Raw genomic sequence first — 23,838 nt, 5'->3', positions numbered from 1 at the left:
CATGTTATCTACTTTAAATCGAGCGGGCGATCGAATCCATACTTTATTTTCCTGATTGCGCATAAATTCGGCATTCGTTCCAAACAAAAAGCCGAAAAGGGGAAGAGTCCCGTTTTTCGGCGTATGACGGTTATTTTTCGGTAAGGCGGCGTTCGGCGGGGAATCATCGTTCCTGCAGCAGATGTCCGTAATCCCTGTTCAAAAACTCCATGACTTTGTCGCAGATCAACCGATGGCCTTCCTTGTTCGGATGAATACCGTCGGAACAAAGGAAGCGGGTAAAATCCGGATGCTCCAAAAACGCTCCCCGCACGTCGATCACTCGGGTTCCGGTCGATTGCGATACGTTCAGGATCGTCGAATTGTAGCGTTCCTGCCACCAATAAATTTTCGTGACGCTGCCGAGCCACTGAAGAATGCTGCGCTGCGCTTCCGGATCGTTTCGGCTGACCCATTTGAAATAACTTTCCGCGTTCAGCGGAGGCAGCGTCATCAGCACGGGCGTGATCCGCAGGCTTTTGAGATAATCGATCGACTCGATCAGCATGGTCTTGAACTCGTCGAATCCGGTCTTGGGCCGGTGCTCGGCGTGCGGATCGCGGGCGATCTCGTCCCAATCGAAATCGCAGTCGTTGCCGCCGTACTCGATCAGGACGATGCTCGGCCGGTCGTTCAGCGCGTCGCGCTTGAGATGGCCGATGCCTTTGAGCAGCGTGTTGCCGAATCTGGACGTATTTCGAACCGCGCCCTGGAGGCTGCTTTGAAGCAGCGAGACGTAATTTTCTTTTAAAATGACGTACTTGCTGCGCGCCTCGTCGTACACGACGCCTTTGGAGATGGAGTCTCCCGATACCAGATAGCGGATGCCTTCCTCCGCGCTCGGCGTTTCCGCTTTGTTCGTGCTTTCCCGATTCATTCGCTCACCCCGCGTTTTTCGATTTTGCGATGCGCTGCCTTCATGTTTCCGCGTCGTTCGCTCTACTGTTCATTGTACGCCCCGCTTCCGAACAGGGGCAAGCCGGAACGACGGAACGGGTTCCTTTTTCGAAAAAAAACGGCCGCTCCACCAAGGAGCGGCCGTCAACTTGTCGAGAAAGTCTAATCTAATGAAAAGCCGACAAGCAGGGGAGGAAATTCAGTGCAGGAGCGATAGCGTTCGCCTTTGAAATCGGGAAAATTCCTTTACCATTTGATCCTTTTTCCTGATTTCAACACGCGACCGGAACGAATTTCCTCCGCAGTCCCTGCGGATTTTCTACGTACTGGACTTTCTCGACACTCTAGGCCGCTCCACCAAGGAGCGACCGTTCATCGTTTTTTCGCCAAAAGGCCCGTTCCGCTGAACTCCGGCTTACAAAATCAACATTCCCGCCAGTCCGCAGAGCGCGCCCAGCACGACGACGGAACCGGCGACGAACAGCAGCACTTTTTTCGGGAAAGAGCGCGATACCATCAGCAGGGAAGGGAGGCTGACGGCCGGCAGCGTGAACATCAGCGCCGCTGCGGGTCCGCCTGCGAGGCCGAGCGCCATGAACGACTGCACGATCGGGATCTCCGCCGCCGTCGGGATGACGAACAGCATGCCCGCGATCGCGAATCCGGCGATCAGCAGCAGCTGATTCCCGCCTTCGATTCCGCCGGCCGGGAACAGCCATACGCGCGCCGCGCCCAGCAGCAGCACGAAGATGAAGTAAGCGGGCACGAGCGTCAGCGCCATGCTGCCCACGCTCTTGATCCAGCGGAGCAGCAGCGGCTGTTCCGGCGCGGCGGAAGCCGTGGTCAGCGTCCCTTCGGGTTCCGGCTGCATTTCTTCCGGCAGCTTCGCTTCCGGGGCAAAGCGGTTCGCCCAGTAGCTGACCCCGAACACGAGCAGGATGCCGAAGACGATCCGCAGCGCCACGAACTTCCATGAGAGAACGAAGCCCATGAAGATCAGCGTCGCCGGGTTAAGCGTCGGATTGCCCATCCAGAAGGCGAGGCTGGCGCCGACGGATGCTTGTTTCTTGCGCAGGCCGACGGCGATCGGAGCGGCGCAGCACGAGCACATCATGCCCGGCAAGCCGGCCGCTCCGCCCGCGAGCGTGCTGCCGAACGACGTTTTGCCGAGCGTCTTGAGCAGCCACTGCGCCGGCAGCAGCACCTGCACGAGCGAACCGAGCAGGATACCGAGCACGGCGGCTTTCCAGACGGCTTTGAAGTAGACGACGGCATAGTCCCAGGCCGCGGCCCAGGAAGGCGCGGCTTGCCCGCCTTCGCCGAGAATCGACGATCCGATCGAATGATCGGCCGCCGCCTTGAACGCTTTATGGTAATACGGCCACCATTTCACATAAAAAAGCCCCGCAGCCGCGATCAAAATAAATACGGCGGCAAGCAGGATTGCTTTGTTGCGTTGGGAATGGGAGCCTGAAGCCGAAGAAGCAGCAGACATGTTACAAAAACCCCCTGTTGTCGAATATGCTTTACAAACGCCAATTATAGCATAACCGCCGCAAAACGATATCGTTTTTTACGCTTGCTATCTAAAAGTTTTCCTAATTTTGCTATCGCTTCTTCAGGAAACTTACAGTATACTGGTTTAGAATGCTCATTATTCGGCTGCTTCACCTAGGTCGTAGAGCCGATGTGTCCGAATTCTGGGCATATCTTGACAAGCTGGGCCGGTGTTTGATGATGAATGAAAAAGAAACAATCAGCCTGGTGACGAGTTACGTCGGAAAGCTGCTGAGAAATCGTTTCGGCAAGGGCCCCGAAGCGGTAAACGTCTTTCTGTGCGAGCGCTGCATCGTGTTCCATCTGCGCAACTTCATGGGACCGGTGGAGAAGTTTTTGCTGACGCAGGAAGAAGAAAAAGCGTTCCGTTACACGCGCGAGCTCCTGATGGAATCGCTGCTGCCGGAACTCAAAGTTTTTTTGCAGGAAAACGCGGATTTGAACGTATCGGAGTTTTATTACGATTGGGGCGTTCATAACGCGTCCGGAGCGATCGTCGGTATGTTCGGTTCGGCGCTCGACAGCCAGGAAGATTATCCGGGCAAAGAGGACGTTCACGAAAAAGTCGTCAACGTGACGGCCGCGATCCAAAAAATTCCGGAACACATCGACTCCTGGTGGGTCACCCCGAAAATGTTGGCGGTCTTTAGACAGGGTATAACCGTACTGCTGGAAAAAGAGATGGTCGAGTTGGGCTATACGGAAGTCCTCAAAGCGACCAAGCGTCGTCTGGAAAAGCGCATGCTGGAACAAGACGCGAACGCCGGCGCCATTCTGAACAAAAAGTTAACGGATCTGTACGCGGATTGGGATTTCGATCGCGATCGCAGCGTCGTCATTTACATATTTCAGGAATAGAAGCCTGCCTGAAGCCGCATAAGCGCGGTTTCGGGCAAGTTCGGAAAAGAATACGATCGGCAACGATTCAGACTCCCGCGGGATGCGCTGATCAATCGGGTCGAAGAAAGGGTGCGGGCGCACCTCTTCTTCGGCCTATTTTTTTGGACAAAGGAGGGTCAACTTGGTCAAAGATGCGATGTGCGTGCTCTATATTGAAGACGATCGTTCCAGCATGCTGCTGATGCGGCATATATTCAAGAAGAAACTGCCCCGGCTTACCCTGCTGGAGGCCTGGAATGTGGAAGAAGGGCTGGCGCTCGCGCGTCTGCACCGTCCGAAGTTGATTCTGATGGACATTCAGCTGCCCGACATGGACGGGTACGAGGGAGTGGCCGGTCTGCGTTCCGATCCGAACACGACATCTATTCCGGTATGGGCGGTTAGCGCAAGCGCGCTCGACGACGACGTAAAGCAGGGACTGGAAGCGGGATTTCAGAAGTATCTGAAAAAACCGCTCGGAATGGGAAGTTTCGTCAGATTGGTCGAGGAAGCGCTGGAACCGGAAACGGCCGAAAAATAAAGCCGGAAAAATACGGAATTCGGCCCTGGTTTGACCAATGTGCGCGAAATAGGTGTATACTGGTGGGGAATGCTCACGTTCGGCCACGCCGCCAGCACCCAGATCCTGAACGCCGGGTATACCTTGGGGAAGTGAAGTACAGGTAACCTAGACATGATGAACAAAAAGGATCAAATCAAGCTGATTACGGGTCATGCGGGCCGACTGCTCAGAAGCCGCTTCGGCAAGGGACCCGAAGTGCTGGGAGTCGCTCTGGATGACCGCAGCGTCGTGCTTCATTTTAAGGGATTCCTGAATCCCATGGAAGACGTTCTGCTTGCCGAGAAAGAGGAGAAGACGCTGAGATACGCCCGGGAGCTTATGATGAAGTCCCTGGTACCGGAGCTGCAGACCTTTTTCGAAGAAGCGCTCGGGTTTCGGCAGACGAAAGTCTTCTACGACTGGAACTTGGATGACGCTTCCGGCGTAATCGTCGCTCTGTTCGAACAGGAACTGAGTACCGTCCGGGATTACGAAGGCAAGGAAGAAGTGCATCGGCAGACCGTCGAAGTGCTGACGAAGACGCAGGCAAAGCCGAGCACGATCGAATCCTGGTGGGTCGATCCGCGGACGCTGCTGATTTTCCGAAGAGGAATCGCGATTCTGTTGGAAAAAGAACTTAACAACCTCGGTTATACGGACGTCATGAAGACGGCCAAGCGCAAGGTTGAAAAGAGGTTGCTGTGGCAGGACGCTCGTTACGGAAGAGCCGTGCGCAGGCCGCTGCAGGACCTGTATATCGATTGGGACTTCGATCGGGACGACAGCATCATCGTCTGCCGATTCGATGTCTGAAAGGCCGGAAGGCCGGAGGGCCGGAGCAAATTCATAAAGCGGGAGCGAATCGGACATCTTCGGATGAGCCGAACATTCGAGCCGGAACGAGGACGTGCATGCGCGTGCCTTTGTTCCGGCTTCTTTTTTTTAAGGAGTGATTTTGTTGCAAAACGCGAAAAACCGGATTTTGTATATCGAAGACGACGTCTCCAACATGTTGGTGATGCGTCACGTGTTCAAACAGAAGCTTTCACAGCTGACTCTGCTGGAATCCCTCACCGTCGAGGAAGGCCTCGAGCAGGCGCGCGCCGCAAGTCCCTGCCTGATCCTGATGGATCTCAAGTTTCCCGGCATGGACGGATATCAAGGGCTGACCGAGCTGCGCCGCCGGCCGGAAACGCTGCTTATTCCCGTGTGGGCGGTAAGCGCCTGCGTACTGGACGAAGAGATCGAGCAGGGAATGCGGGCGGGATTCGACGTTTATTGGACGAAGCCGCTCGAAATGAAAAGCTTCGTTCAGGCAGTGAGGACCTTTTGGAGTTCCTGTTCGTGAAGAGCGGCACCGCTGCCGGAGGAAAAGTGGTAGAATGGACAGGAGCGCATCCGTGCGCCGAGTTCGATCTTCGCGATTCGCCGGACGGCTGTCCGGCTTCCATAAACGGAAATGACGAAAGGAAGGTTCCCATGTCCACACCCGAAAAAATCAAACTGACTTCCCTCTCCTCCAAAGGAGGCTGCGGCTGCAAAATAGGCCCCGCCGATCTGGCGCAGGTGCTGCGCAACCTGCCTCCGCAGGCCGCCAATCCCAACCTGTTGGTCGGACTTGATACGAGCGACGACGCCGGCGTCTACCGGCTGACCGACGAGCTGGCGCTCGTGCAGACGCTCGATTTCTTTACCCCGATCGTCGACGATCCGTACGACTTCGGCCAGGTGGCCGCGGCCAACGCGATCAGCGATATCTACGCGATGGGCGGACGTCCGCTGACCGCGCTGAACATCGTCGCGTTTCCGATCCATACGCTCGATAAATCGGTCCTGACCGATATTCTGCGCGGAGCGGGCGACAAGATGGCCGAAGCCGGCGTCACGCTCGTCGGCGGCCATTCCATCGACGATAAGGAGCCCAAATTCGGCCTGGCGGTAACGGGCACCGTTCACCCGGACCGTGTGCGCACGAACGCCGGCGCCAAGCCGGGCGACAAGCTGATTCTGACCAAGCCGATCGGCGTGGGCATCCTGACGACTTCGATCAAGAAGGACCTGCTGAGCGAAGAAGAGATCGCCCGGGTCACATCCGTGATGGCGACGCTGAACAAGACGGCCGCCGAAATCATGGAGCCGTACGACGTGCACGCCTGTACCGACGTGACGGGCTTCGGCCTGCTCGGCCATGCGACCGAGATGGCCAAAGGCAGCGGAACCGGCATCGTGATCTCTTCCGGCGACGTGCCGCTGCTGCCGCGGGTGCGCGAACTGGCCGAAGGCGGTTCCGTGCCGGGCGGCACGCGCAACAACTACGCGCATATCGAAGGCGACGTGACGTTCCCCGAGGAGATGGACGAGATCGGGCGCTTCATTCTGTGCGACGCCGTGACGTCCGGGGGCCTGCTGATCGCCGTAGCCGGCGATCAGGCGGACGAACTGCTGGGCAAGCTGAGAGCGGCGGGCGTGGAAGCTTCGGCGATCGGCGAAGCGACCGCCGAGAACGCCGGCCGCATTACCGTCATTTAACATTTTGGGCGGCCGGACACGGAAAAGGTTCGGCAGTCGTTCGGCGGCCTTCCGGCGGCTCATCAAAGGAGAGAACGAATTTGTTTCAGGATATTACGATAGAAGAACTTTTGGCCAAGCGGGCGAGCGGCGAGATCTCGACGATCGACGTACGCTCCCCGTCCGAGTACCGCAGCGCCTCCATCCCGGGCAGCGTGAACATTCCGCTGTTCGACGACGAAGAGCGAGCCGAGGTCGGCACGCTGTATAAACAGGTCGGCGTCGAACAGGCCAAAGATCGGGGCCTGCAGATCGCCTCGGCCAAGCTGCCGGAATTCGTCCGGCAGTTCAAAGAGGTCGAAGGACAGAAAGCCGTTTTCTGCTGGAGAGGCGGCATGCGCAGCCGGACGACGGCGACCGTGCTCGACCTGATGGGCATCCGCGCGTATCGGTTGAACGGCGGATTCCGCGCCTACCGCAAGTGGGTCGTGGGGCAGCTGGACACTTTCGAGCTGAATGCCCGCGCGTTCGTGCTGAACGGCAACACCGGCAACGGAAAGACGGCCATTCTGCACCGGCTGCGGGAAGAGGGCTATCCGGTCATCGACCTTGAAGGAATGGCCGGGCACCGGGGGTCCGTATTCGGCGGCATCGGCGTGGAAGCGCGCAATCAGAAGACGTTCGACGCCCTGCTGCTGGAGCGCCTGATGCAGATCGGCGATGCGCCTTACATTCTGCTCGAAGCCGAGAGCAAACGAATCGGCAAAGTGGAAGTTCCGGCTTTTTTGATGAAAAAGAAGGAACAGGGCGTGCAGCTGCGCGTCGAACTGCCGATGGAGGAACGGATTCGCCATATCATCGAGGACTACAGGCCGGAAGAGCACGCCGAAGCCTGCATGGCGTCTTTCCTGCGCATCAAAGAGCATATCCACCAGCCGATCGCGGCCGACATTCATCGTTTGATGGAAAGCGGCGAGTACGCCGACGCCGTGCGGATGATGCTGGAATTCTATTACGATCCCAAGTATGAGTATTCCGAGGGCCGGTTGAATCCCGAGGCGACGCTGGAGATCCGGACTGCGACGGCCGAAGAAGCCGCGGAGCGGATCAAGGATATTCTGGCGGCGGAGTTCGGGAGACCGAATCGCTGATCGAATAAAACGTGACGGAGAGGCAATCATGATGAAAAGAATGTTAACAATCTCGTGTGTCGTCGGATTTTTGCTAATCGGGGCAAATTCGTCCGGGCCGGCCCATGCAGGCTCGACGGGGCTCCATACGGATTTGATCCATACGGGCACTTTGGCGGAGACGTCTTCGGTAAGCGATGATTTATATCCCGTTATTATCGGGGAGAATCAAATCGGTTTTATCGATGCCGGGGGGAACGCAATCGAAGGGCTTGTGTACAACCAAAACGAACTGGGTACGGATCTGTTTATCGAGGGTCTGATCGGCGTGAAACAAGGAAAGCTATGGGGATTTGCCGATCGGACGGGGAAGCTTGTTATTCCTCCGAAATACCAAGACATAAGATCGTTCAGCAGCGGACGGGCGGCCGCGAAGGCAAACAACAAGTGGGGGTTCATAAATCGTGCGGGCAAATGGGTCGTTCAACCGACCTACCGCGAAGTGCAGGACTTTCATGAAGGACGGGCGGCCGTCAAAATCAATAAGTCTTGGGGATATATCGACCTGAACGGGAGCTTAATCGTCAAAGCCAAATTTAAAGCAGCCGGACAATTTTCGGAAGGACTCGCGGGAGTCCAAGTGAACGACACTTTACTAGTGTATATAGATAAAAATGGCAGGGAGGTTATTCGTTATCCCGCTGCTCCATTCGGAACGCTTGAAGCCGGACCTTTCAGAAACGGAGCCGCTGCCATAGTTATCAACGGGAATTCTGTTTTCTATATCGATAAGACGGGAAAATTAATTTTCGATAAAGGTCAGGACCCCGAATACCGTCACTTTTTATCGGATTGGCCTGATTTCTCTGAAGGACTTGCCGGAGTGAAAAACTCCAAATATGCTTACCAGAAATACGGTTTTATCGATACGACGGGCAAATTCGCGATCAAGCCGGCTTACGATTTCGTGAAACCTTTTCATAACGGGCTGGCCGCGGTAAGCTTGAACGATAAATGGGGATACGTTAACAAACAAGGAAAAGTCGTAATCCCCATTCAGTATGATAACGCCGACGATTTTAAAGGGGAGCTGGCCATGGTTAGCCGTAACGGACAGATTATGTACATCGGCAAGCAGGGCCAAAGGGTATGGACTTTTGCTTATCCGACCCCATGACGAATACTTAAAAGCTGCGGTAGAGAAATCATTTGCCGAAAAGACCTTTAGGGGTCTTTTCGATATGCCTTGAAAGCCCAATTTGTTGTAAAAGCTTGTCGGCTGCGGGAGAAATTCATTCCGGTCGCGTGTTGAAATCGAGAAAAAGGATCAAATTTTAGCGGAATTTTCTCGATTTCAAAGGCGAACGCTGGCGCTCCTCCACTGAATTTCTCCCTCCGCCTTCTCGCTTCACTCGTAATCAGACCTTCAAGGCACGTTGAAAAGACCCTTCGGGGTCTTTTTTTTACGCTTTTTTATGCCGCATGATTTTTGAATTTGCCTATCCGGTTTTGCGGCCGGCTGTGATACAATGTGTGAGTCTATTTTCGGACCGGCGCCGCTTAGGGCGGCAGAAGCAGGAGGATTCCCAATGAACCAAGTTCCCTTTATCGCCGTGGAAGGACCGATCGGAGCGGGCAAGACGACGCTCGCGACGATGCTGGCCGCGGAATTGAATATGCCTGTGCTCAAAGAAATCGTCGAGGAAAATCCATTTATGGAGCGGTTCTATCAGAATCTTGACGAGTGGAGCTTTCAGCTCGAAATGTTTTTCCTGTGCAACCGGTACAAGCAGCTCGGCGACACCGAGTCGAAGCTGATCCGCCAGGGCACGCCCGTCGTGTCGGATTATCATATTTACAAAAATTTGATCTTCTCCGAACGCACCCTTAAAGGACGCGAGCGCGAGAAGTATCGGCAGATTTATCATGTGCTGACCGACGATCTGCCGAAGCCCGGCGTCATCGTATATATCAAAGCCAGCCTGGAAACGCTGCTCGCCCGCATCGCCAAGCGCGGACGCTCGTTCGAGCAGGACATGGACCGAGCCTATTTGCGGCAGCTGATCGAAGATTACGAATCGGCGATGGCTTCGCTGGCCGTAACCGAGCCGGAGACGACCATCATTACCGTCGACGGCGACGCCGTGGACTTCGTGGCCGAGCCGGAACATTTTGACGCGATCGCCGAACAGGTCAAAGCGCATATTTACGGCGGTCCCGTCCGCTGAACGAGGAAGCCGCTTCGCGCAGCCGAATCGAGTCCCGCGACGATATTTTCAATTACAGAAGGAGTCTGACATGACCATGACACAATCCCATATTCCCGCCGATGCCCTCATTACGGTAGCCGGCACGGTAGGCGTCGGCAAATCGACGCTGACCGCGGCCCTGGCCGAACGTCTCGGTTTCAAAACTTCGCTCGAAAAGGTCGACCACAATCCCTATCTCGAAAAGTTCTACCACGACTTCGAACGCTGGAGCTTCCATCTGCAGATTTATTTCCTCGCCGAGCGCTTCAAGGAGCAGAAAGCGATCTTCGAGGCCGGGGGCGGATTCGTGCAGGATCGCTCCATTTACGAAGACACGGGCATTTTCGCGAAAATGCACGCCGATCAGGGCACGATGTCCGCGGTCGACTTCGAGACCTATTCCAGCTTGTTCGAAGCGATGGTCATGACTCCGTATTTCCCGCATCCCGACGTCCTGATCTATCTGGAAGGCAGCCTGCCGTCCATCCTGGGACGCATCAACGAGCGGGGGCGCGAAATGGAGATCCAGACGGAAGTGACCTATTGGGAAAAGATGCACGTCCGCTATGCCGATTGGATCGGGAAATTCGACGCCTGCCCGGTACTGCGCCTGAACATCGACGAATACGACGTGAACGATCCGGCTTCGCTGGACGAGATCATCGTCAAAGTGAGCGAAAAAGTTGCGGAAGCCCGCAGGGAGAAAGCCGGCTTGAACGTCTAATGACCGAATACGGAGGTGGCGGCGCATGAATCTGTTCCGAATTTCGCCTGTCGTGCAGGGGAAGAACCGCATGGAAGACTTTCTGCGTGACTGCTTCGTCAGCATCGGTTACCCGGGGATCGGAAACTTGGAAGAGGCCGACGGGACAGAGGTTTCTAAGCGGCTTAATCGGGTGTATGGATATGAAGGGAGCGAGCTTGAGCGCCGCGCGGAGGAAGTCGTCCTGTTCGTCCGCGGCATGAAAGACGGCGATTACGTCTTGGTTCCCTGCGGAGGCAGCGTCTGGTTGGGCGATCTGGGCGATTACTATTATCGCGAAGATTACGACAATCCGGATGAGGCGACCTGCCACCGCCGGGGCGTCACCTGGCTCGGCGTGCTTCCGGCGGCCTCGCTGAATCCGCTGCTGCGGGAATTCGCGGCGGCGCCGGAAGCCGAAGGAACGGCGGCTGCGGCGTCGCGTTTTCCGCTTCCGGCGGAACTGGCGGGCCTCGAAGCGTTCGCCGCTCAGGCTCCCGGCGGGAGGCTGCCCGGAATTCAATCGGCGGCGACCTCGGAGGCGAATGCTTATAAGGCGGGGCAGCTTGAGCAGCAGGCCGTTCCTTCGCCCGCCGCCGGATTCGCGGCATCGGTCATAGACGAAGAAACGCTGCGCGAAGCGGTCGCCGTACTGCGGGAAGCGCTTCGCGGCGGCGATCCGCAGCTGCGCGTGCGCGCCGCGGAAGCGCTGCTCCGGTATGCCAGATAACCCGGCCGCACCGAAGCGTTTCCTTCCCCAGGGAGGCGCTCTTCGGTTCCGGCGGAAAACCGCCGTTCGGCTGTCGATTTCGCATGCTGACCTGCCCTGTATCGCCGTGCTAAGATAGGAAATGCCTTAGAAAAAAGAACGCGGAGAGGCGTGAGAGAGTGGACTGGGATTTATTTTCCTTATTCAAGTCGCTGATTTTGGGGTTTGTCGAAGGGATGACGGAGTTCGCTCCGGTATCGTCGACGGGGCATATGATCATCGTCGACGATCTGTGGCTGAAATCGAGAGAATTTTTCGGCTCCAAAGAGGTGGCGAATACGTTCAAAGTCGTGATTCAGTTGGGTTCGATCCTGGCGGTCGTCATCTTGTTCCGGGAAAAGTTCTATCAGCTGCTCGGTCTGCGCGGACGCCATTCCGGCGCGCCGGCGGGTACGCCGAAGCTGAATCTGCTGCATGTGCTGATCGGCCTGCTTCCTGCCGCGGTTCTCGGGCTGCTGTTCAACGATTATATCGATGAGCATTTGTTCTCGCTGGAGACTGTGCTGGGCGCGCTCGTGATCGGAGCGATTCTGATGATCGCGGCCGATATCGTCATGCGCAATTCCAAACGCAGAACGATCGAAAGCGTGGATGAGATTACATACGGAAAAGCTCTTTATATGGGATTGTTCCAGTGCATCTCGCTGTGGCCGGGTTTCTCGCGCTCCGGCGCGACCATCTCGGGCGGCGTCTTGGTGGGCATGAGCCACCGCGCCGCGGCCGACTTTACGTTCATTATGGCCGTTCCGATCATGCTGGGAGCGAGCTTGGTATCGCTGCGGCACAGCTGGGCATCCTTCACGCTGGACGCGCTGCCTTACTTTATCGTCGGCTTTATCAGCGCTTTCGTATTCGCGATGATTTCGATCCGCTTCTTCCTGAAGCTGATTAATCGCATCAAACTGATTCCGTTCGCGATTTATCGGATTGTGCTGGCGGTCGTTCTGTACTTCGTATGGTTCTGATCGTCCGCTCGGCCCGCTCTTTCAAAACCGTACGGCCTTATCGGCCGTACGGTTTTTTTAGGTGCTTATCCGAGACAATGTGACAATAATCCATGAAATATAGTAATCATTGTCCATGGACGAAGGGGAAAGGCATTTGTTATGATCTCCATGGATATGATAATGATAACCATTATCAAAATACATATAGGGGGATTACACATATGTACAAACGAAAATACCGCCTGGCGGCCGCGGCTTTCCTGCTGCTGCTCGTCATGGTGCTCTCGGCCTGCGGGGCTTCGAACGACGCTCAGAAGGCGGAAGGAAGCGAAAATGCGGCGGCTGTCACGGAAAAGGAAAGCGCGTCTGCCAATGAGGGGGCCGATAAGGCCAAGACCGAAGCCGAGCCGGCAGCGAAGGAAGAAGCGTCCGACGGCGAGATGCGCACCTATGCGAGCGTTAAGGGCGACATCAAAATCCCGGCCCATCCGCAGCGGATCGTAACCGACTACTATGCGGGCGAGCTGCTGACCGTCGGAGCGAATGTGGTCGGCGCGGAACCGAGCGTCAAGGACAATCCGTTCTTCGAAGGCCTGCTGAACGATACCGAAGACGTCGGCTACCCGACCAACCTGGAAAAGGCGATCACGCTTAAGCCCGATCTGATCGTCGTCATGTACGACGACCAGTACGACGCGCTGTCGAAGATCGCGCCGACGGTATACATTCCTTACGGCACGGCAAGCACGGTCGAAGACAACGTCAAGCTGTTCGGCGATCTGACCGGACGTGCGGCGGAAGCGGACGCGTTCCTGGCCGACTTCGAAAAGATCGCCGAGGAAGGACGCGCCAAGCTTGCGGGCGTCGTCGACGAGAACGCGACGTTCGGTCTTTACGAAATCACGGACAAAGGCGAGCTCTGGACGTTCGGCGAAAATTCCGGTCGTGCCGGCCAGGCGATCTACAACGCGCTGCAGCTGAAGATGCCGGAGAAGATCAAGACCGATGTCGCCGACAAAGACGGCTTCCTGCAGCTGTCGATGGAGGTGCTGCCCGACTATGCGGCGGACTACATGTTCGTGACCTCGTACGATCCGGAGAAAAAAGGCGACAAGCTGAAAGAGCTGCAAAATTCCGCCGTATGGAAAAACCTGCCGGCGGTGAAGGCTAACCGCGTCTTCGTCAACGACTTCGACAAGTTCTACCGCTACGATCCGATCTCGATCAAGGGACAGGTTACGGAGATTGTCGACATGCTGACAAAGAACGCCGAGGAAAGCAAGTGAAAATATTTTGAATCAACAGGGAAACGGCGGCGGGACGCATGAAATGGCCTGCCCCGAAACCTCTGCCTTGATCGAGCCCGCGGCCGCCTTTGCGATGCTGCGGGCTTTTTCGCGGTTCGGCGCGGATCGAAGGAACAGGCCGGGGAAAAACGGCGAAAACGCGACTTCGGGTATAATAGACACGTATACCGTAAGAAGTATCGGAAAGGAGCGCGGGTATCGTGACTCTCGGAAGTCTGGCGAAAAGTATGCTCAGGGGCATCGTCTTCCTTTTTTATTTCCCCATTTATTTGATTCAGCTTGCCGCCGGATGGCTGTGGGGCAAAGTGCTGGAACCGTCGGTTTCCTGGCTGCTGCTGCGGATCATGGTCCCGACTGCGGAATGGGTATGGCGCCATGCACTGGGGCCGCTGTGGCGGTACGCGTTCCAAATTCCGGCCCGTTGGCTGTGGGAGAAGCTCGTTCGGCCGGCGCTGCGTTTCGTTTCGGCGTATATCGTCTATCCCTTTTTCCGTTACGCCGTGTATATGCCGCTGCGGTTCATTTGGATTTACGGACTGCGGAGCTTCTACGTTCATATTTTGCGTCCGGTCATGCACGCCTGCCGCATCGCGGCGTTCTGGCTCGGCACGGCTATCGCCGCATTGTGGCGCTTCCTGATTCTTCGCCCGCTTCGCTGGTTGTGGAGAAACGCAATAAAGCGTCCGATCCGCTGGCTTTATCGGGAAATGGTCGCTCCGCCGCTTCGCTGGATCAAGCGGGAAGTGCTGAAGCCCATGGCCCAATGGCTTAAAGATAGGTTCCGTTGAACGGTTTACGATTCGGATACAATTCGGAGGCTTTTTCGCAATGCATGCTGTATAAAATAGACGAAAGACGGGCGGGAAAAGCGGCAAAGGATACAGTTTTGTCTCTTTTGCGCAAAACAATAGCAAGCGGTTTAGTTTAGGGTAAAATAAAACGGCGGCGCTTTCGATGCGGCAGCGGATAAGTCAAATATTGTCGATTTGTGCAACTTATCTCGCCCCGCCGACGTCTAATGATAAAGAAGCGTCCGATTTACACGGTGCTGAATGCACGACGCAACAGGAAGGGGATACCTCACATGAAAAATTTGAGAAAATGGATGACGGCGCTGACTTTGCTGGCCTTGTTCGTCGGAAGTTTTTCGTTCGCGGGAGCCGCGCAGGCGGCAGGCGGCGATCAGCTGCTCATCATCAACAAAAAGACGAACCAATTGGCCTTTTTCGATAACGGGAAGCTGAATTCGACTTTCCCGGTCGCAACCGGCAAAACGAAAGACTTGACCCCCGAAGGCAAATTCAAGATCGTCAACAAAATCAAAAACCGCCCTTATTACAAAGACAACATTCCGGGCGGCGATCCGACGAATCCGCTGGGAGACCGTTGGCTCGGCCTCGAAGTCGGCAGCACGTACGGCACGACTTACGCGGTCCACGGCAACAACAACGAGAATTCGATCGGCAAATATGTCAGCGCCGGCTGCATTCGGATGCATAACAAAGACATTCGCTGGCTGTTCGATCAGGTCGACAAAGGGACTTATGCGGTCATCACGTCGTCGAGCCTGAGCTTTGAGCAGATCGCGGCCAACAACGGCTACTCGCTGAACGGCAGCGGCGAATTCACCGGCAGCGTGTTCGTGAACGGCAAGCTCAAGACGATGGACGACGAAATCATGAACATCGATTCCCGCCTGTACATGCCGCTGCGCGAAGGCTTCGAAATGCTCGGCGGCACGGTCAACTGGAACGCCAAAACGATGACCGTAACGTCCAAAGTCGGCAGCAAAACGATCGTCCATAAGGCGAAAAGCGGCACGGCCAAAGTCAACGGCAAGTCCGTGAACATGACCGCTTCCCGCTTCGTCGGCAACAAGCTGTACATTCCGCTGCGCGACGTATCGAAGCTGTCCGGCTATACGGTCAAGTGGTACGGCAAAGAAAACGTCGTGTCCCTGATCGCGCCGAAATAAGCATGAACGTTTCGGGCGGCCGAAATCCTCGGTCCGCAGCGCCGAACGCGGAAAAGCGCCTCTCCCTTCGGGGAGAGGCGCTTTTTGCCGTTGGCCAGAAAGAGAACGGAAAAGAATCGGGCGACGAAGCGACCGGGCCGCGGCGCATTCAACGATATTTCCGCGTCTGCAAAAATTCGATCATCGGATGCAGGAAGATGCCGACCGCCAGCAGAATCAGCAGCCAAGGCGATTGGACATCGTATAAATATCGCTCTCCTATCACCGACAGGAACAGCAGGACCAGCAGAACGTAATAGCCGATCATTCCGCTTCGTTCCGAAATGCGCCGCCCCAGTTCTTCGTCCTGCCGGACGCCGTCGTCCTCGCCCTTGTGTCCCCAAGCGATCGCGGAGAAGAACATCGACAGAGTAATGCCGATCGCGTAAATCTCGCTGCTTCCGATTTGCTGCCCGTTTGCCATTTTGTACAGCGTGTAGCCGATTACGATCAGAGTGGCGGAGCCGGAGATCCAGCCCAGAATTTTTTTGGTCTTCACGGTTCATCCCTTCCTTTCCGGTATGAAGCACTGTTCCATGGTGAGCCCCAAAATGCGCGCGAGATCGAAAGCAAGCTGAAGGCTCGGATCGTATTTGTCGTTTTCGATAGCATTAATCGTCTGGCGGCTGACGTCGCACAGTTCGGCGAGCCGGCCCTGGGACAGACCGAGACGTTCGCGGTATTCTTTGATTCGGTTTTGCATGGCATGACCGCTTTCTGCAGAGAGTGGGCGCAGGAGCATAAAGACTGATCCCGGGGTTGCCGGCTCCTTCGACATTTAAGATGGGTGTCAAGAATGTTTTACACTTTGATTGTAGCGAAAAGGCGTAATTTTGTAAAGACGGATGGGAGGCGAAGCGCGGAATGCGCGGAATGCGCGGAACTGCCCGGCGGAAGCGGCGAAGAACGGTGTCTCCGTTACGCGGAGCGTCTCTGTCGGCTCGAACCGGGACCCCGGTGCTTTCGGAATCTCGGTGCCGTTCGGAATCCCGGTGCCGTTCGGAAGACCGGTATCGTTCGGAAGACCGGTATCGTTCGGAAGACCGACGAAGCCGGGCTTCGCCTGCTGCGGCAGCCGATTCTGTTCGCGTGTCTCTGGTAATTAACGCGGATATGCGTTACCGTAGAAGAACGAGATACCGGGCAGCCGGCGAAGGGAGAAGAACGGAATGAACGGGATAGTGGAAGTGAGAGGCGTACGCCTGGGAGAGGGCGCGCCGAAAATTTGCGTGTCGCTGACAGGGCGAACACGGGAAGATCTTCGCGAAGAGGCTGCGATGCTGCGAACGATCGACCTGGATTTCGCGGAATGGAGGGTCGATTTCTTCGAAGCGGTCGATTCGATCGGTACGGTACGGGAAGTACTGGCGGAGCTGCGAGGCCTGCTGGGGAACATCCCGCTGATCTTTACGTTCCGCAGCGCCCGCGAAGGCGGACAGCGGGAACTGCCGACGGACGATTATATCCGTCTGAACCGGGAAGCCGCGGCTTCCGGTCATGCCGATGCCGTCGACATCGAGCTGTTTGCCGGAGACGAGGCGGTTCGCGATTTGACGGCCGAAGCCTGCCGTCTGGGCGTCGTCTCGATCGTGTCGAACCACGACTTCGACAAGACCCCTCCGAAGGAGGAACTGACGGCGCGCCTGCGCCGGGCGCGCGAACTGGGCGCCGACGTGCCGAAGCTCGCGGTCATGCCGCGAGATCCCGGCGACGTGCTGGCGCTGCTTGAAGCGACCTACATCGCGAGCTCGGAAGGCCTCGGTCCGGTCATCACCATGTCGATGGACCGGACCGGCGCGATCAGCCGCGTCGCCGGCGGCACGTTCGGCTCCGCGCTGACGTTCGGCGCGGCGAAGCAGGCTTCCGCGCCGGGGCAGCTTGCCGCGTCTGAGCTGCGCGGCATCTTGAACGCGCTGTACGGCGGGTAAGACCGGCGGAGAAGCGAAGGCCGTGGAGCTCCGGGGAGCGGCCGGAAGGAAATCCGCAAAGAAGCGCGACATTCGGCGCGGCGGCTGTGCCTGTCCCCCGCGTACGACCGCAGCCAACGAAAAGGCGAAAATAAGTACGCCACGACACTTATTTTCGCTTTTTTTGCGTTTTGGGAACAAATAGCTGCGTATAAGCACTTATTTGGCAGATTCCGTGCGTTTCTCGGCGATTTTTTGTAAAATAGCTGCTCCGGTGCATCTATTTTCTTTTTCGCGATCGATTTTTGTTAAATAACTGCTTATATGCACTTAATTTAAGATTCGATGATCCGATCGTTGGTTTGGCTATTGGTTTGTCTGCTGTTCAGGCTTTCAGGTCCTGGCATTTCCGACCGCCGATCCTCAAAAGGAAGAAGATGACTTGGACTTTGCGGTCAATTTTGGAAGCTTCGCCGGGATCGTCTGCATAGTCCTTTTATGCGTATCCACACTGTTGCCTTTGACTGTACCCAGGCTGCCGGAGGACAAGATCATGAACAAGGAATACCGCGTCCGACTCCGGCCTTTGTTCGGTAAATTTGAATTGCTCAAAAAATAGATAAAACTTTGTGAATAATATTACATTCCTTTCTATAGCTTTGTGATAGATTGAACAAAGTAAAGAGAAAATATGCATAAGGGGAGACATAATGATGAACAAAGCAGCAGCAGGTTTGGGATTGGTACTGGGATTCGCATTGCTGGCAGGATGCGGCAATAACGATGCGACGACGGCGACGACCGAAGGCGAACAGAATCCGGCGGCAACCGAAGCGCCTGCGAAAACGGAAACGCCTGCGGCAGCCGAAAAGACGGATGCGCAGACAAGCCCTTCCATCGTAAACGATCAAGACGCGTTCCTGAACGCGATCAGCGCCAAAGGCACATGGATTATCGCCGTGCTGAACGACATGACGATCGATCAAGATCTGGTCCTCGACGGACAATTCGAAAATAAAGGCGAGCCTGCGCGCAAAATCGCCCTGTATTCGCAGGATGCGGACCGCAACGTAACGGCACGCTACACGCTGACGGCTCCTAAAATGACCGTCAACAGCGAAAATGCCCGCATTCAAGGCGGCACGTTCAAGGGAGACGTCTACGTGACCGCCAACGGATTCCAAGTGGTCGACGGCACGGTCGACGGCAACCTGTACTTCTCGACGCAGGAACAGCTGGACGCTTTCAAGCTGGAAGACGGCGCGAAAGTTACCGGCGAAACGGCCGTCAAAGCCGAGTAAGCGAATCTTCGGCGACTTTTCACAGCGTAACCCCCACTCTCCGGAACCTTCATTCGCCGGAGCCGAAGCTCCGAACCGCCAAGCGGTTCGGAGCTTTTTTGCGTGCGCGGCGCAGCGCCTGGCGAACGCAGGAGCCGCGAAGATCGCCATACTTTCGCCCTTCCGGCCGGCTTCCTTTTCCTCCACAATAAAAAGCATCCGATCAACGGCAAAGAGATCCGTCAGGACATCCGTCATAAGATCCAGCAGAAGGAGGAGAACGACCATGACCCTAATCGATTCCGCCATGCGTACCCGCATCCGGCAAGAACTTGCCCGCATCGAACACGAAGAGAACGTCCGCATCCTGTACGCCTGCGAGTCCGGCAGCCGGGCATGGGGGTTCCCTTCGCGAGACAGCGATTACGACGTGCGCTTCCTGTACGTGCACGAACCCGACTGGTACTTGTCCGTATTCGACCGCCGCGACGTGATCGAGCGCCCGATCGACGATCTGCTCGACGTCAGCGGCTGGGATCTGCGCAAAGCGCTGCGGCTGTTCCGCAAAAGCAATCCGCCGCTGCTGGAATGGATGCAGTCGCCCATCGTGTACGTGGAGCGGACGGAAGCGGCGGACGAAATCCGTTCGCTGGGCGGGCCCGCTTTTTCGCCCAAAGCCTGTACCTTCCATTACCTGCACATGGCGCGCGGCAATTACCGGGACTACCTGCAGGGCGAATACGTGAAAAGCAAAAAATACTTCTACGTGCTGCGTCCGCTGCTGGCGTGCGCGTGGATCGAACGGTTCGGCGAAATGCCTCCGATGGCGTTCGATACGCTCAAAGAACTGCTGCCGCCCGGCGAGCTGCGAACGGCCGTCGACAGGCTGCTGGAACGCAAAAAATCCGGCATCGAGCTGAAAGAAGAACCTCGTATCGAGGTTGTTAATCAATATTTGGAAAACCAAATTTCTTATTTCGAACATGCAGCCGCGCAGATGGCAAGTTCCGGCGAACCGGTCGACGACCGGCTCGATCCGCTGTTTCGGTCCGTGCTGCGGTCGGCCTGGGAGGAGCGGTAAACGATCATGGCCATCATTCAACTGAGCTCGACGCATCCCGATTTCACTTTTCTGATCCGCAAAAATCCCGAGACCGGCATGCTGATCCGTCCCGTCCGCAAAGGACTGGCTTACGGCTGGTACAGCGATCCGCGGACGTTCAACGTGTACTTCAAAGACGCGGACAACGAAGTTTCCTACAAACGCAGCGAGCAGGAGGAATTCGAATATTTGAACGTGTCCCGCTACAATACGCCGCTGTTTCCGCTTGGCGCGATCAACGAGTTTTTCTCGCATCCGCTCAAGCCCGACGAACGCGATACCGCAGGACATACGCATACGCTGTTCGTGAACATGATCCATGTGGAGCGCGACCGCTACATCGACTTTTTCGCCAAACATCTGCCGGATATCTCGTTCGAATTGGAGCATCTTGCGCACAAAAGCTATTCGCTCAAAATGACGACGGACCGCAATCTGTATGTGCTGCTGCATGCGGCAAGCGTGCTGTTCCTGTTCTTGTCGATGTTCGGCAAAGAATTTCTGGACCTTACCGACGCCGTGCTGGAAAAATACATCCGCAGCGTGAATATCATCGACGCGCCGTTCTACATTCGGAGCTTGTTCGTCCGCAATTTCCTGAATTCGCGCGCCCGGTTCCGCAAATATGCCGGCGAGCTGGAGCGGACGGACCGCTGCGAGATCCGGTTCGATTTCGGCGGCACGGCCTATCAGCGGCGCAGCGCGATTACGGAGCTGCTGGCATTCGACAAATCGATCCTGGACATCGGCTGCGGAGAAGGTTTTTACGCCGTTCCGTATGCGGAACGGATCAAGGACGATCACGGCTATTACGCGGTCGACGTGAACGAGGAAGCGCTGGCGCAGACCGCGTCCAAGGCGCAGCGCAAAGAGCTCGAAAACCTGATTCCTTTTTCGTCGCTGGAGCATTTTTTGGAAAGCTACGGCGGCGAGCGGGTAGACGTCATTTTGACGGAAGTGGTCGAGCATATGGGCAAAGAAGAGGCGGCGTCGCTGGTGCGGCGCGTGCTGGACGACGTCGACTTCGAGCGTTTCGTCATCACGACCCCGAATGCCGACTTCAACGCTTACTACGAATTGGAAGGGCTGCGGCATGAAGATCACGACTGGGAAATGGGGCGGCGCGAGTTCCGGGCATGGATCTCGGCGCTGGCCGAAGTACGGGGATTGGACACGCAATGGCTGGAGATCGGCGACCGGGTAAACGGCACCGCGACGACGCAGGGGGTCCGGTTTATCGCGAAAGACCGATACGCTTTGACGGGAACAGGAGGAGCCGCGCATGACGGAATGGAGCCATAACAAGGAAAAGAAGGATGAAGGACAAACCGCGCCGGCCCAAACGCCGGAAATCCGGACGAAAGTCCATACGATTCTCATGCTGGTGGGACCGACGGAATGCGGGAAAACGACGTTCGCGAACCGGGTGCTGATCCCCGCGCTGCGGATGGAGGACGAGGAGCGCGGACTGCGCGGCAACGTGCAGCTGCTGTCTTCCGACGTCATCCGGCAGGAGATTCTCGGATACGAGTACGACAAATACGACTCGGTCATGCTGGAATCGAGCGAGCAGGCGTTCCGATTGCTGTTCGAACGGCTGCGGCTGGCGACGAGCTTTCCGATCAACGCGGAATTCGTCATCGTCGATACGACGGGACTGGCGGAAGACTTTCGGCAAAAAGTGCGCGAGGTCGCCAGAGACAACCATTACCGTGTGGAAGCGGTCGTATTCGATTATCGCAGACGGGGCGACTATTATGCCTCGGAGCGCTCGAAGCGGCTGATCTCGAACCATATCGGCCGGCTCAAAAAAGACGTGCTGCCCGTGCTGGCGAGAGAAGGGTATGACGCCGTGCACCGGATTCGCGCGAAAGATTTCGGCGGATACGAACCGACCGCCTATTCCGTCGTGGTGGAGAACCGCCGGGAGTACATGGACTGCATTCTCCCGGGCGGCCGGAATTACGTCGTGATCGGCGACGTGCACGAAAGCGTGGACGCGCTGCGAGGACTGCTGCTCGATTACGGATGCAGCCTGGAAGAGGATCGGCTGCTGCCCGAAAAGCCGGCGAATACGACGTTCATCCTCGCCGGCGACTGGATCGACAAGGGCAAGCGGACGAAGGAAACGGTCGAATTTCTGTACTTGAACCGGGATCGTTTCCTGTTCGTCAAAGGCAATCACGAGAACTTCGTGTACAAATATCTGCGCGGGGAAGTGGACGGCGTGGATCGCGAGCTGCTGGACAACTACTTCGATTCGATTCCGGCGCTGAGGGAAGACGAGGCGCTGCGCGCCAAATTCGACGAGCTGGTCGAGGCGTCGCTTCCGTTCTGCCGGCGGATCGGCGTCGGCGAAGGACAGCCTTCCTTCTACGTCACCCACGCGCCGTGCGAACGGAAATATATCGGCAAGTTGGACGCGGCGGCGCAGCGGCATCAGCGGACATTCCGGCTGCGCCCGGACCTTCCGAAGGAAGAGCAGCTGTCGTTCCTGCCGCTCGAAGCGGTCGGGAATCATCCGTATCATCTGTTCGGCCACGTCGCCGCCAAGCGGGCGTTCCGGCTGCGCAACAAGCTGCACCTCGATACGGGCGCGGTGTACGGCAATCTGCTGACGTCGGTCAGCATGGGTTACAAGCCGTTTTTCAAGGCGCATAAGTCGCCTTCCGCCGGTATCGCCGAAGAGCTGGAGACGCTGTTCCCTCAGGAACGCCGCATTCGTCCGCGCGAACTCAGCGAAGACGATCTGCGCCGTCTGCGCTATATTTCGCGCCGGAAGATCAATTTCGTCTCCGGCACCATGCCGCCGGCGGATAAGGACCTGCGCGCCGGCGAGCTGGAATCGCTGCGGCGCGGGCTCGATTACTTCCGGGGACACGGCGTCCGCGAAGTCGTGCTCCAGCCCAAATACATGGGCTCGCGCTGCAACGTCTATCTGCACCGCGGCGCGGAGGAGAGCTTCGCCGTCAGCCGGGGCGGCTACAAGATCAAGGGGACCGATCTGACGGCGATCTACGCTCGCCTGCTGGAACGCTTCGGCGGCTATATGGAGCAGCAGGGCATCCGAATCCTGATTCTGGACGGCGAGCTGATGCCGTGGCATACGCTCGGAGAAGGCTTGATCGAGCGGCAGTTCCGGCCGATCGGCGCGGCGCTGAAGAGCGAGCTGGGCTTCCTGCGGAAACACGGCTTCGAGCAGGCGCTGGACCGCCTGACGGAACAATACGACGCAAGCGGCTTCGACCGCGACCGCATTCATATGCCGAAGGGCAAGCTGAGCGAAAAGTACGGAAACGGCGCTTACCAGAACTTCAAATACGTGCACCAGATCCGGCAGGCGAGAATGCCTCTGGCCGCTCACGAGGAAGCGTATGCCGTCTACGATCGGCAGCTCGATCTCTACGCCGGCGAAGGCGAAGCCGAATACAAGCCGTTCGGTCTGCTGAAGATCGTCTATGAGGACGGGCGCGAAGAACAGCCCGGGCTGACCCGGAAGCAGTCGGAGCTGTACGGATTGCTGTCGGACGACGCGCAGCTGCAGCTGAATTTGGAAGAAGAAGGCGCGTACGAACGGGCGGCCGCCTTTTTCGAGACGCTGACGTCGGAGCAGGGCATGGAAGGCGTCGTGATCAAGCCGGAGCTTCCGAAGGACGGCGCGGCGCCGAACATGAAAGTGCGCAATCCCGAATACCTGAGCATCGTGTACGGCTACGATTATCGTTTTCCGCATAAGTACGGCAAGCTGCTCAAGCAGAAAAGCATTCAGCGCAAGCTGCGCACTTCGGTCGACGAGCATAAGCTCGGCCTGCGCATGCTGGCGGTACCGATCGACGACATCTCGCCCGAACACGCGGAATACCGCGAAACGGCTTCCGACCTGCTGTTCGAGGTGGCGGGAGAGAAGGAGATCGATCCGCGGCTGTAACCGCATGATGCCGTTAAATCG

The 23,838-nt window shown here is 56.9% G+C and carries 23 protein-coding genes; 19 read left to right on the top strand and 4 right to left on the bottom strand.

Annotated elements, in window-relative coordinates:
* Positions 1–163: 163 nt before the first annotated feature.
* A complete protein-coding gene (locus GYN08_RS07670; RefSeq protein ID WP_166273597.1) occupies positions 164–916 on the bottom strand; it encodes an SGNH/GDSL hydrolase family protein in 753 nt (250 codons plus the stop codon).
* A 435-nt stretch (positions 917–1,351) separates the two neighbouring features.
* Positions 1,352–2,431, bottom strand: a complete 1,080-nt coding sequence (locus GYN08_RS07665) for a permease (protein ID WP_166273596.1) — start codon at positions 2,429–2,431, stop codon at positions 1,352–1,354.
* 239 nt (positions 2,432–2,670) lie between these two features.
* On the opposite strand from GYN08_RS07665, the gene GYN08_RS07660 reads away from it, so the two are divergent.
* The 14 genes from GYN08_RS07660 (at position 2,671) to GYN08_RS07595 (ending at position 15,561) form a co-directional block, all read left to right on the top strand.
* Positions 2,671–3,351: a Na-translocating system protein MpsC family protein gene (locus GYN08_RS07660; protein ID WP_235945997.1), complete on the top strand. Its 681-nt coding sequence runs from the start codon at positions 2,671–2,673 to the stop codon at positions 3,349–3,351.
* A 163-nt stretch (positions 3,352–3,514) separates the two neighbouring features.
* A complete protein-coding gene (locus GYN08_RS07655) occupies positions 3,515–3,913 on the top strand; it encodes a response regulator (RefSeq protein ID WP_166273595.1) in 399 nt (132 codons plus the stop codon).
* A 153-nt stretch (positions 3,914–4,066) separates the two neighbouring features.
* Positions 4,067–4,747: a Na-translocating system protein MpsC family protein gene (locus GYN08_RS07650; RefSeq protein ID WP_235945995.1), complete on the top strand. Its 681-nt coding sequence runs from the start codon at positions 4,067–4,069 to the stop codon at positions 4,745–4,747.
* A gap of 145 nt (positions 4,748–4,892) precedes the next feature.
* Positions 4,893–5,282: a response regulator gene (locus GYN08_RS07645; RefSeq protein ID WP_166273594.1), complete on the top strand. Its 390-nt coding sequence runs from the start codon at positions 4,893–4,895 to the stop codon at positions 5,280–5,282.
* Between the two features lie 131 nt (positions 5,283–5,413).
* Positions 5,414–6,463: a selenide, water dikinase SelD gene (gene selD, locus GYN08_RS07640; protein ID WP_166273593.1), complete on the top strand. Its 1,050-nt coding sequence runs from the start codon at positions 5,414–5,416 to the stop codon at positions 6,461–6,463.
* A gap of 80 nt (positions 6,464–6,543) precedes the next feature.
* Complete coding sequence (gene mnmH / locus GYN08_RS07635; RefSeq protein WP_166273592.1) at positions 6,544–7,593, top strand: tRNA 2-selenouridine(34) synthase MnmH; 1,050 nt, start codon at positions 6,544–6,546, stop codon at positions 7,591–7,593.
* Positions 7,594–7,621: 28 nt separating this feature from the next.
* A complete protein-coding gene (locus GYN08_RS07630; RefSeq protein WP_166273591.1) occupies positions 7,622–8,749 on the top strand; it encodes a WG repeat-containing protein in 1,128 nt (375 codons plus the stop codon).
* A 412-nt stretch (positions 8,750–9,161) separates the two neighbouring features.
* Positions 9,162–9,800 (top strand): deoxynucleoside kinase, encoded by a 639-nt coding sequence (locus tag GYN08_RS07625; protein ID WP_166273590.1) that lies wholly within the window; start codon positions 9,162–9,164, stop codon positions 9,798–9,800.
* Positions 9,801–9,876: 76 nt separating this feature from the next.
* Entirely contained in the window at positions 9,877–10,545 is a 669-nt protein-coding gene (locus tag GYN08_RS07620; RefSeq protein ID WP_166273820.1) for a deoxynucleoside kinase, read from the top strand.
* A gap of 25 nt (positions 10,546–10,570) precedes the next feature.
* Entirely contained in the window at positions 10,571–11,293 is a 723-nt protein-coding gene (locus GYN08_RS07615; RefSeq protein ID WP_166273589.1) for a hypothetical protein, read from the top strand.
* 158 nt (positions 11,294–11,451) lie between these two features.
* Entirely contained in the window at positions 11,452–12,297 is an 846-nt protein-coding gene (locus GYN08_RS07610; RefSeq protein WP_166273588.1) for an undecaprenyl-diphosphate phosphatase, read from the top strand.
* 203 nt (positions 12,298–12,500) lie between these two features.
* The gene (locus GYN08_RS07605; protein WP_166273587.1) at positions 12,501–13,565 is read left to right on the top strand and encodes an iron-hydroxamate ABC transporter substrate-binding protein; all 1,065 of its coding nucleotides are present in this window, start codon (positions 12,501–12,503) and stop codon (positions 13,563–13,565) included.
* 221 nt (positions 13,566–13,786) lie between these two features.
* A complete protein-coding gene (locus GYN08_RS07600; RefSeq protein WP_166273586.1) occupies positions 13,787–14,374 on the top strand; it encodes a hypothetical protein in 588 nt (195 codons plus the stop codon).
* A 296-nt stretch (positions 14,375–14,670) separates the two neighbouring features.
* Complete coding sequence (locus GYN08_RS07595; RefSeq protein ID WP_166273585.1) at positions 14,671–15,561, top strand: L,D-transpeptidase family protein; 891 nt, start codon at positions 14,671–14,673, stop codon at positions 15,559–15,561.
* A gap of 148 nt (positions 15,562–15,709) precedes the next feature.
* Here the strand turns inward: GYN08_RS07595 and GYN08_RS07590 are convergent, their stop codons facing one another.
* Both GYN08_RS07590 and GYN08_RS07585 read right to left on the bottom strand, forming a co-directional pair.
* Complete coding sequence (locus tag GYN08_RS07590; RefSeq protein WP_166273584.1) at positions 15,710–16,099, bottom strand: hypothetical protein; 390 nt, start codon at positions 16,097–16,099, stop codon at positions 15,710–15,712.
* Between the two features lie 3 nt (positions 16,100–16,102).
* The gene (locus GYN08_RS07585) at positions 16,103–16,303 is read right to left on the bottom strand and encodes a helix-turn-helix transcriptional regulator (protein WP_166273583.1); all 201 of its coding nucleotides are present in this window, start codon (positions 16,301–16,303) and stop codon (positions 16,103–16,105) included.
* Between the two features lie 466 nt (positions 16,304–16,769).
* On the opposite strand from GYN08_RS07585, the gene aroD reads away from it, so the two are divergent.
* From aroD to GYN08_RS07560, 5 genes are all read left to right on the top strand, one after another.
* Positions 16,770–17,528, top strand: a complete 759-nt coding sequence (gene aroD / locus GYN08_RS07580; RefSeq protein WP_166273582.1) for a type I 3-dehydroquinate dehydratase — start codon at positions 16,770–16,772, stop codon at positions 17,526–17,528.
* Between the two features lie 689 nt (positions 17,529–18,217).
* Positions 18,218–18,808 (top strand): hypothetical protein, encoded by a 591-nt coding sequence (locus GYN08_RS07575; protein ID WP_235945993.1) that lies wholly within the window; start codon positions 18,218–18,220, stop codon positions 18,806–18,808.
* A 265-nt stretch (positions 18,809–19,073) separates the two neighbouring features.
* Positions 19,074–19,868 (top strand): nucleotidyltransferase domain-containing protein, encoded by a 795-nt coding sequence (locus tag GYN08_RS07570; RefSeq protein WP_166273581.1) that lies wholly within the window; start codon positions 19,074–19,076, stop codon positions 19,866–19,868.
* 6 nt (positions 19,869–19,874) lie between these two features.
* Complete coding sequence (locus GYN08_RS07565) at positions 19,875–21,191, top strand: class I SAM-dependent methyltransferase (protein WP_166273580.1); 1,317 nt, start codon at positions 19,875–19,877, stop codon at positions 21,189–21,191.
* A gap of 76 nt (positions 21,192–21,267) precedes the next feature.
* The gene (locus tag GYN08_RS07560) at positions 21,268–23,817 is read left to right on the top strand and encodes a metallophosphoesterase (protein WP_235946072.1); all 2,550 of its coding nucleotides are present in this window, start codon (positions 21,268–21,270) and stop codon (positions 23,815–23,817) included.
* Positions 23,818–23,838 lie beyond the last annotated feature (21 nt).

Origin of the sequence: Saccharibacillus alkalitolerans, assembly GCF_011090185.1 — a bacterium.
Lineage (GTDB): Bacteria > Bacillota > Bacilli > Paenibacillales > Paenibacillaceae > Saccharibacillus > Saccharibacillus alkalitolerans.
This window is presented reverse-complemented; position numbering and strand designations above follow the sequence as displayed.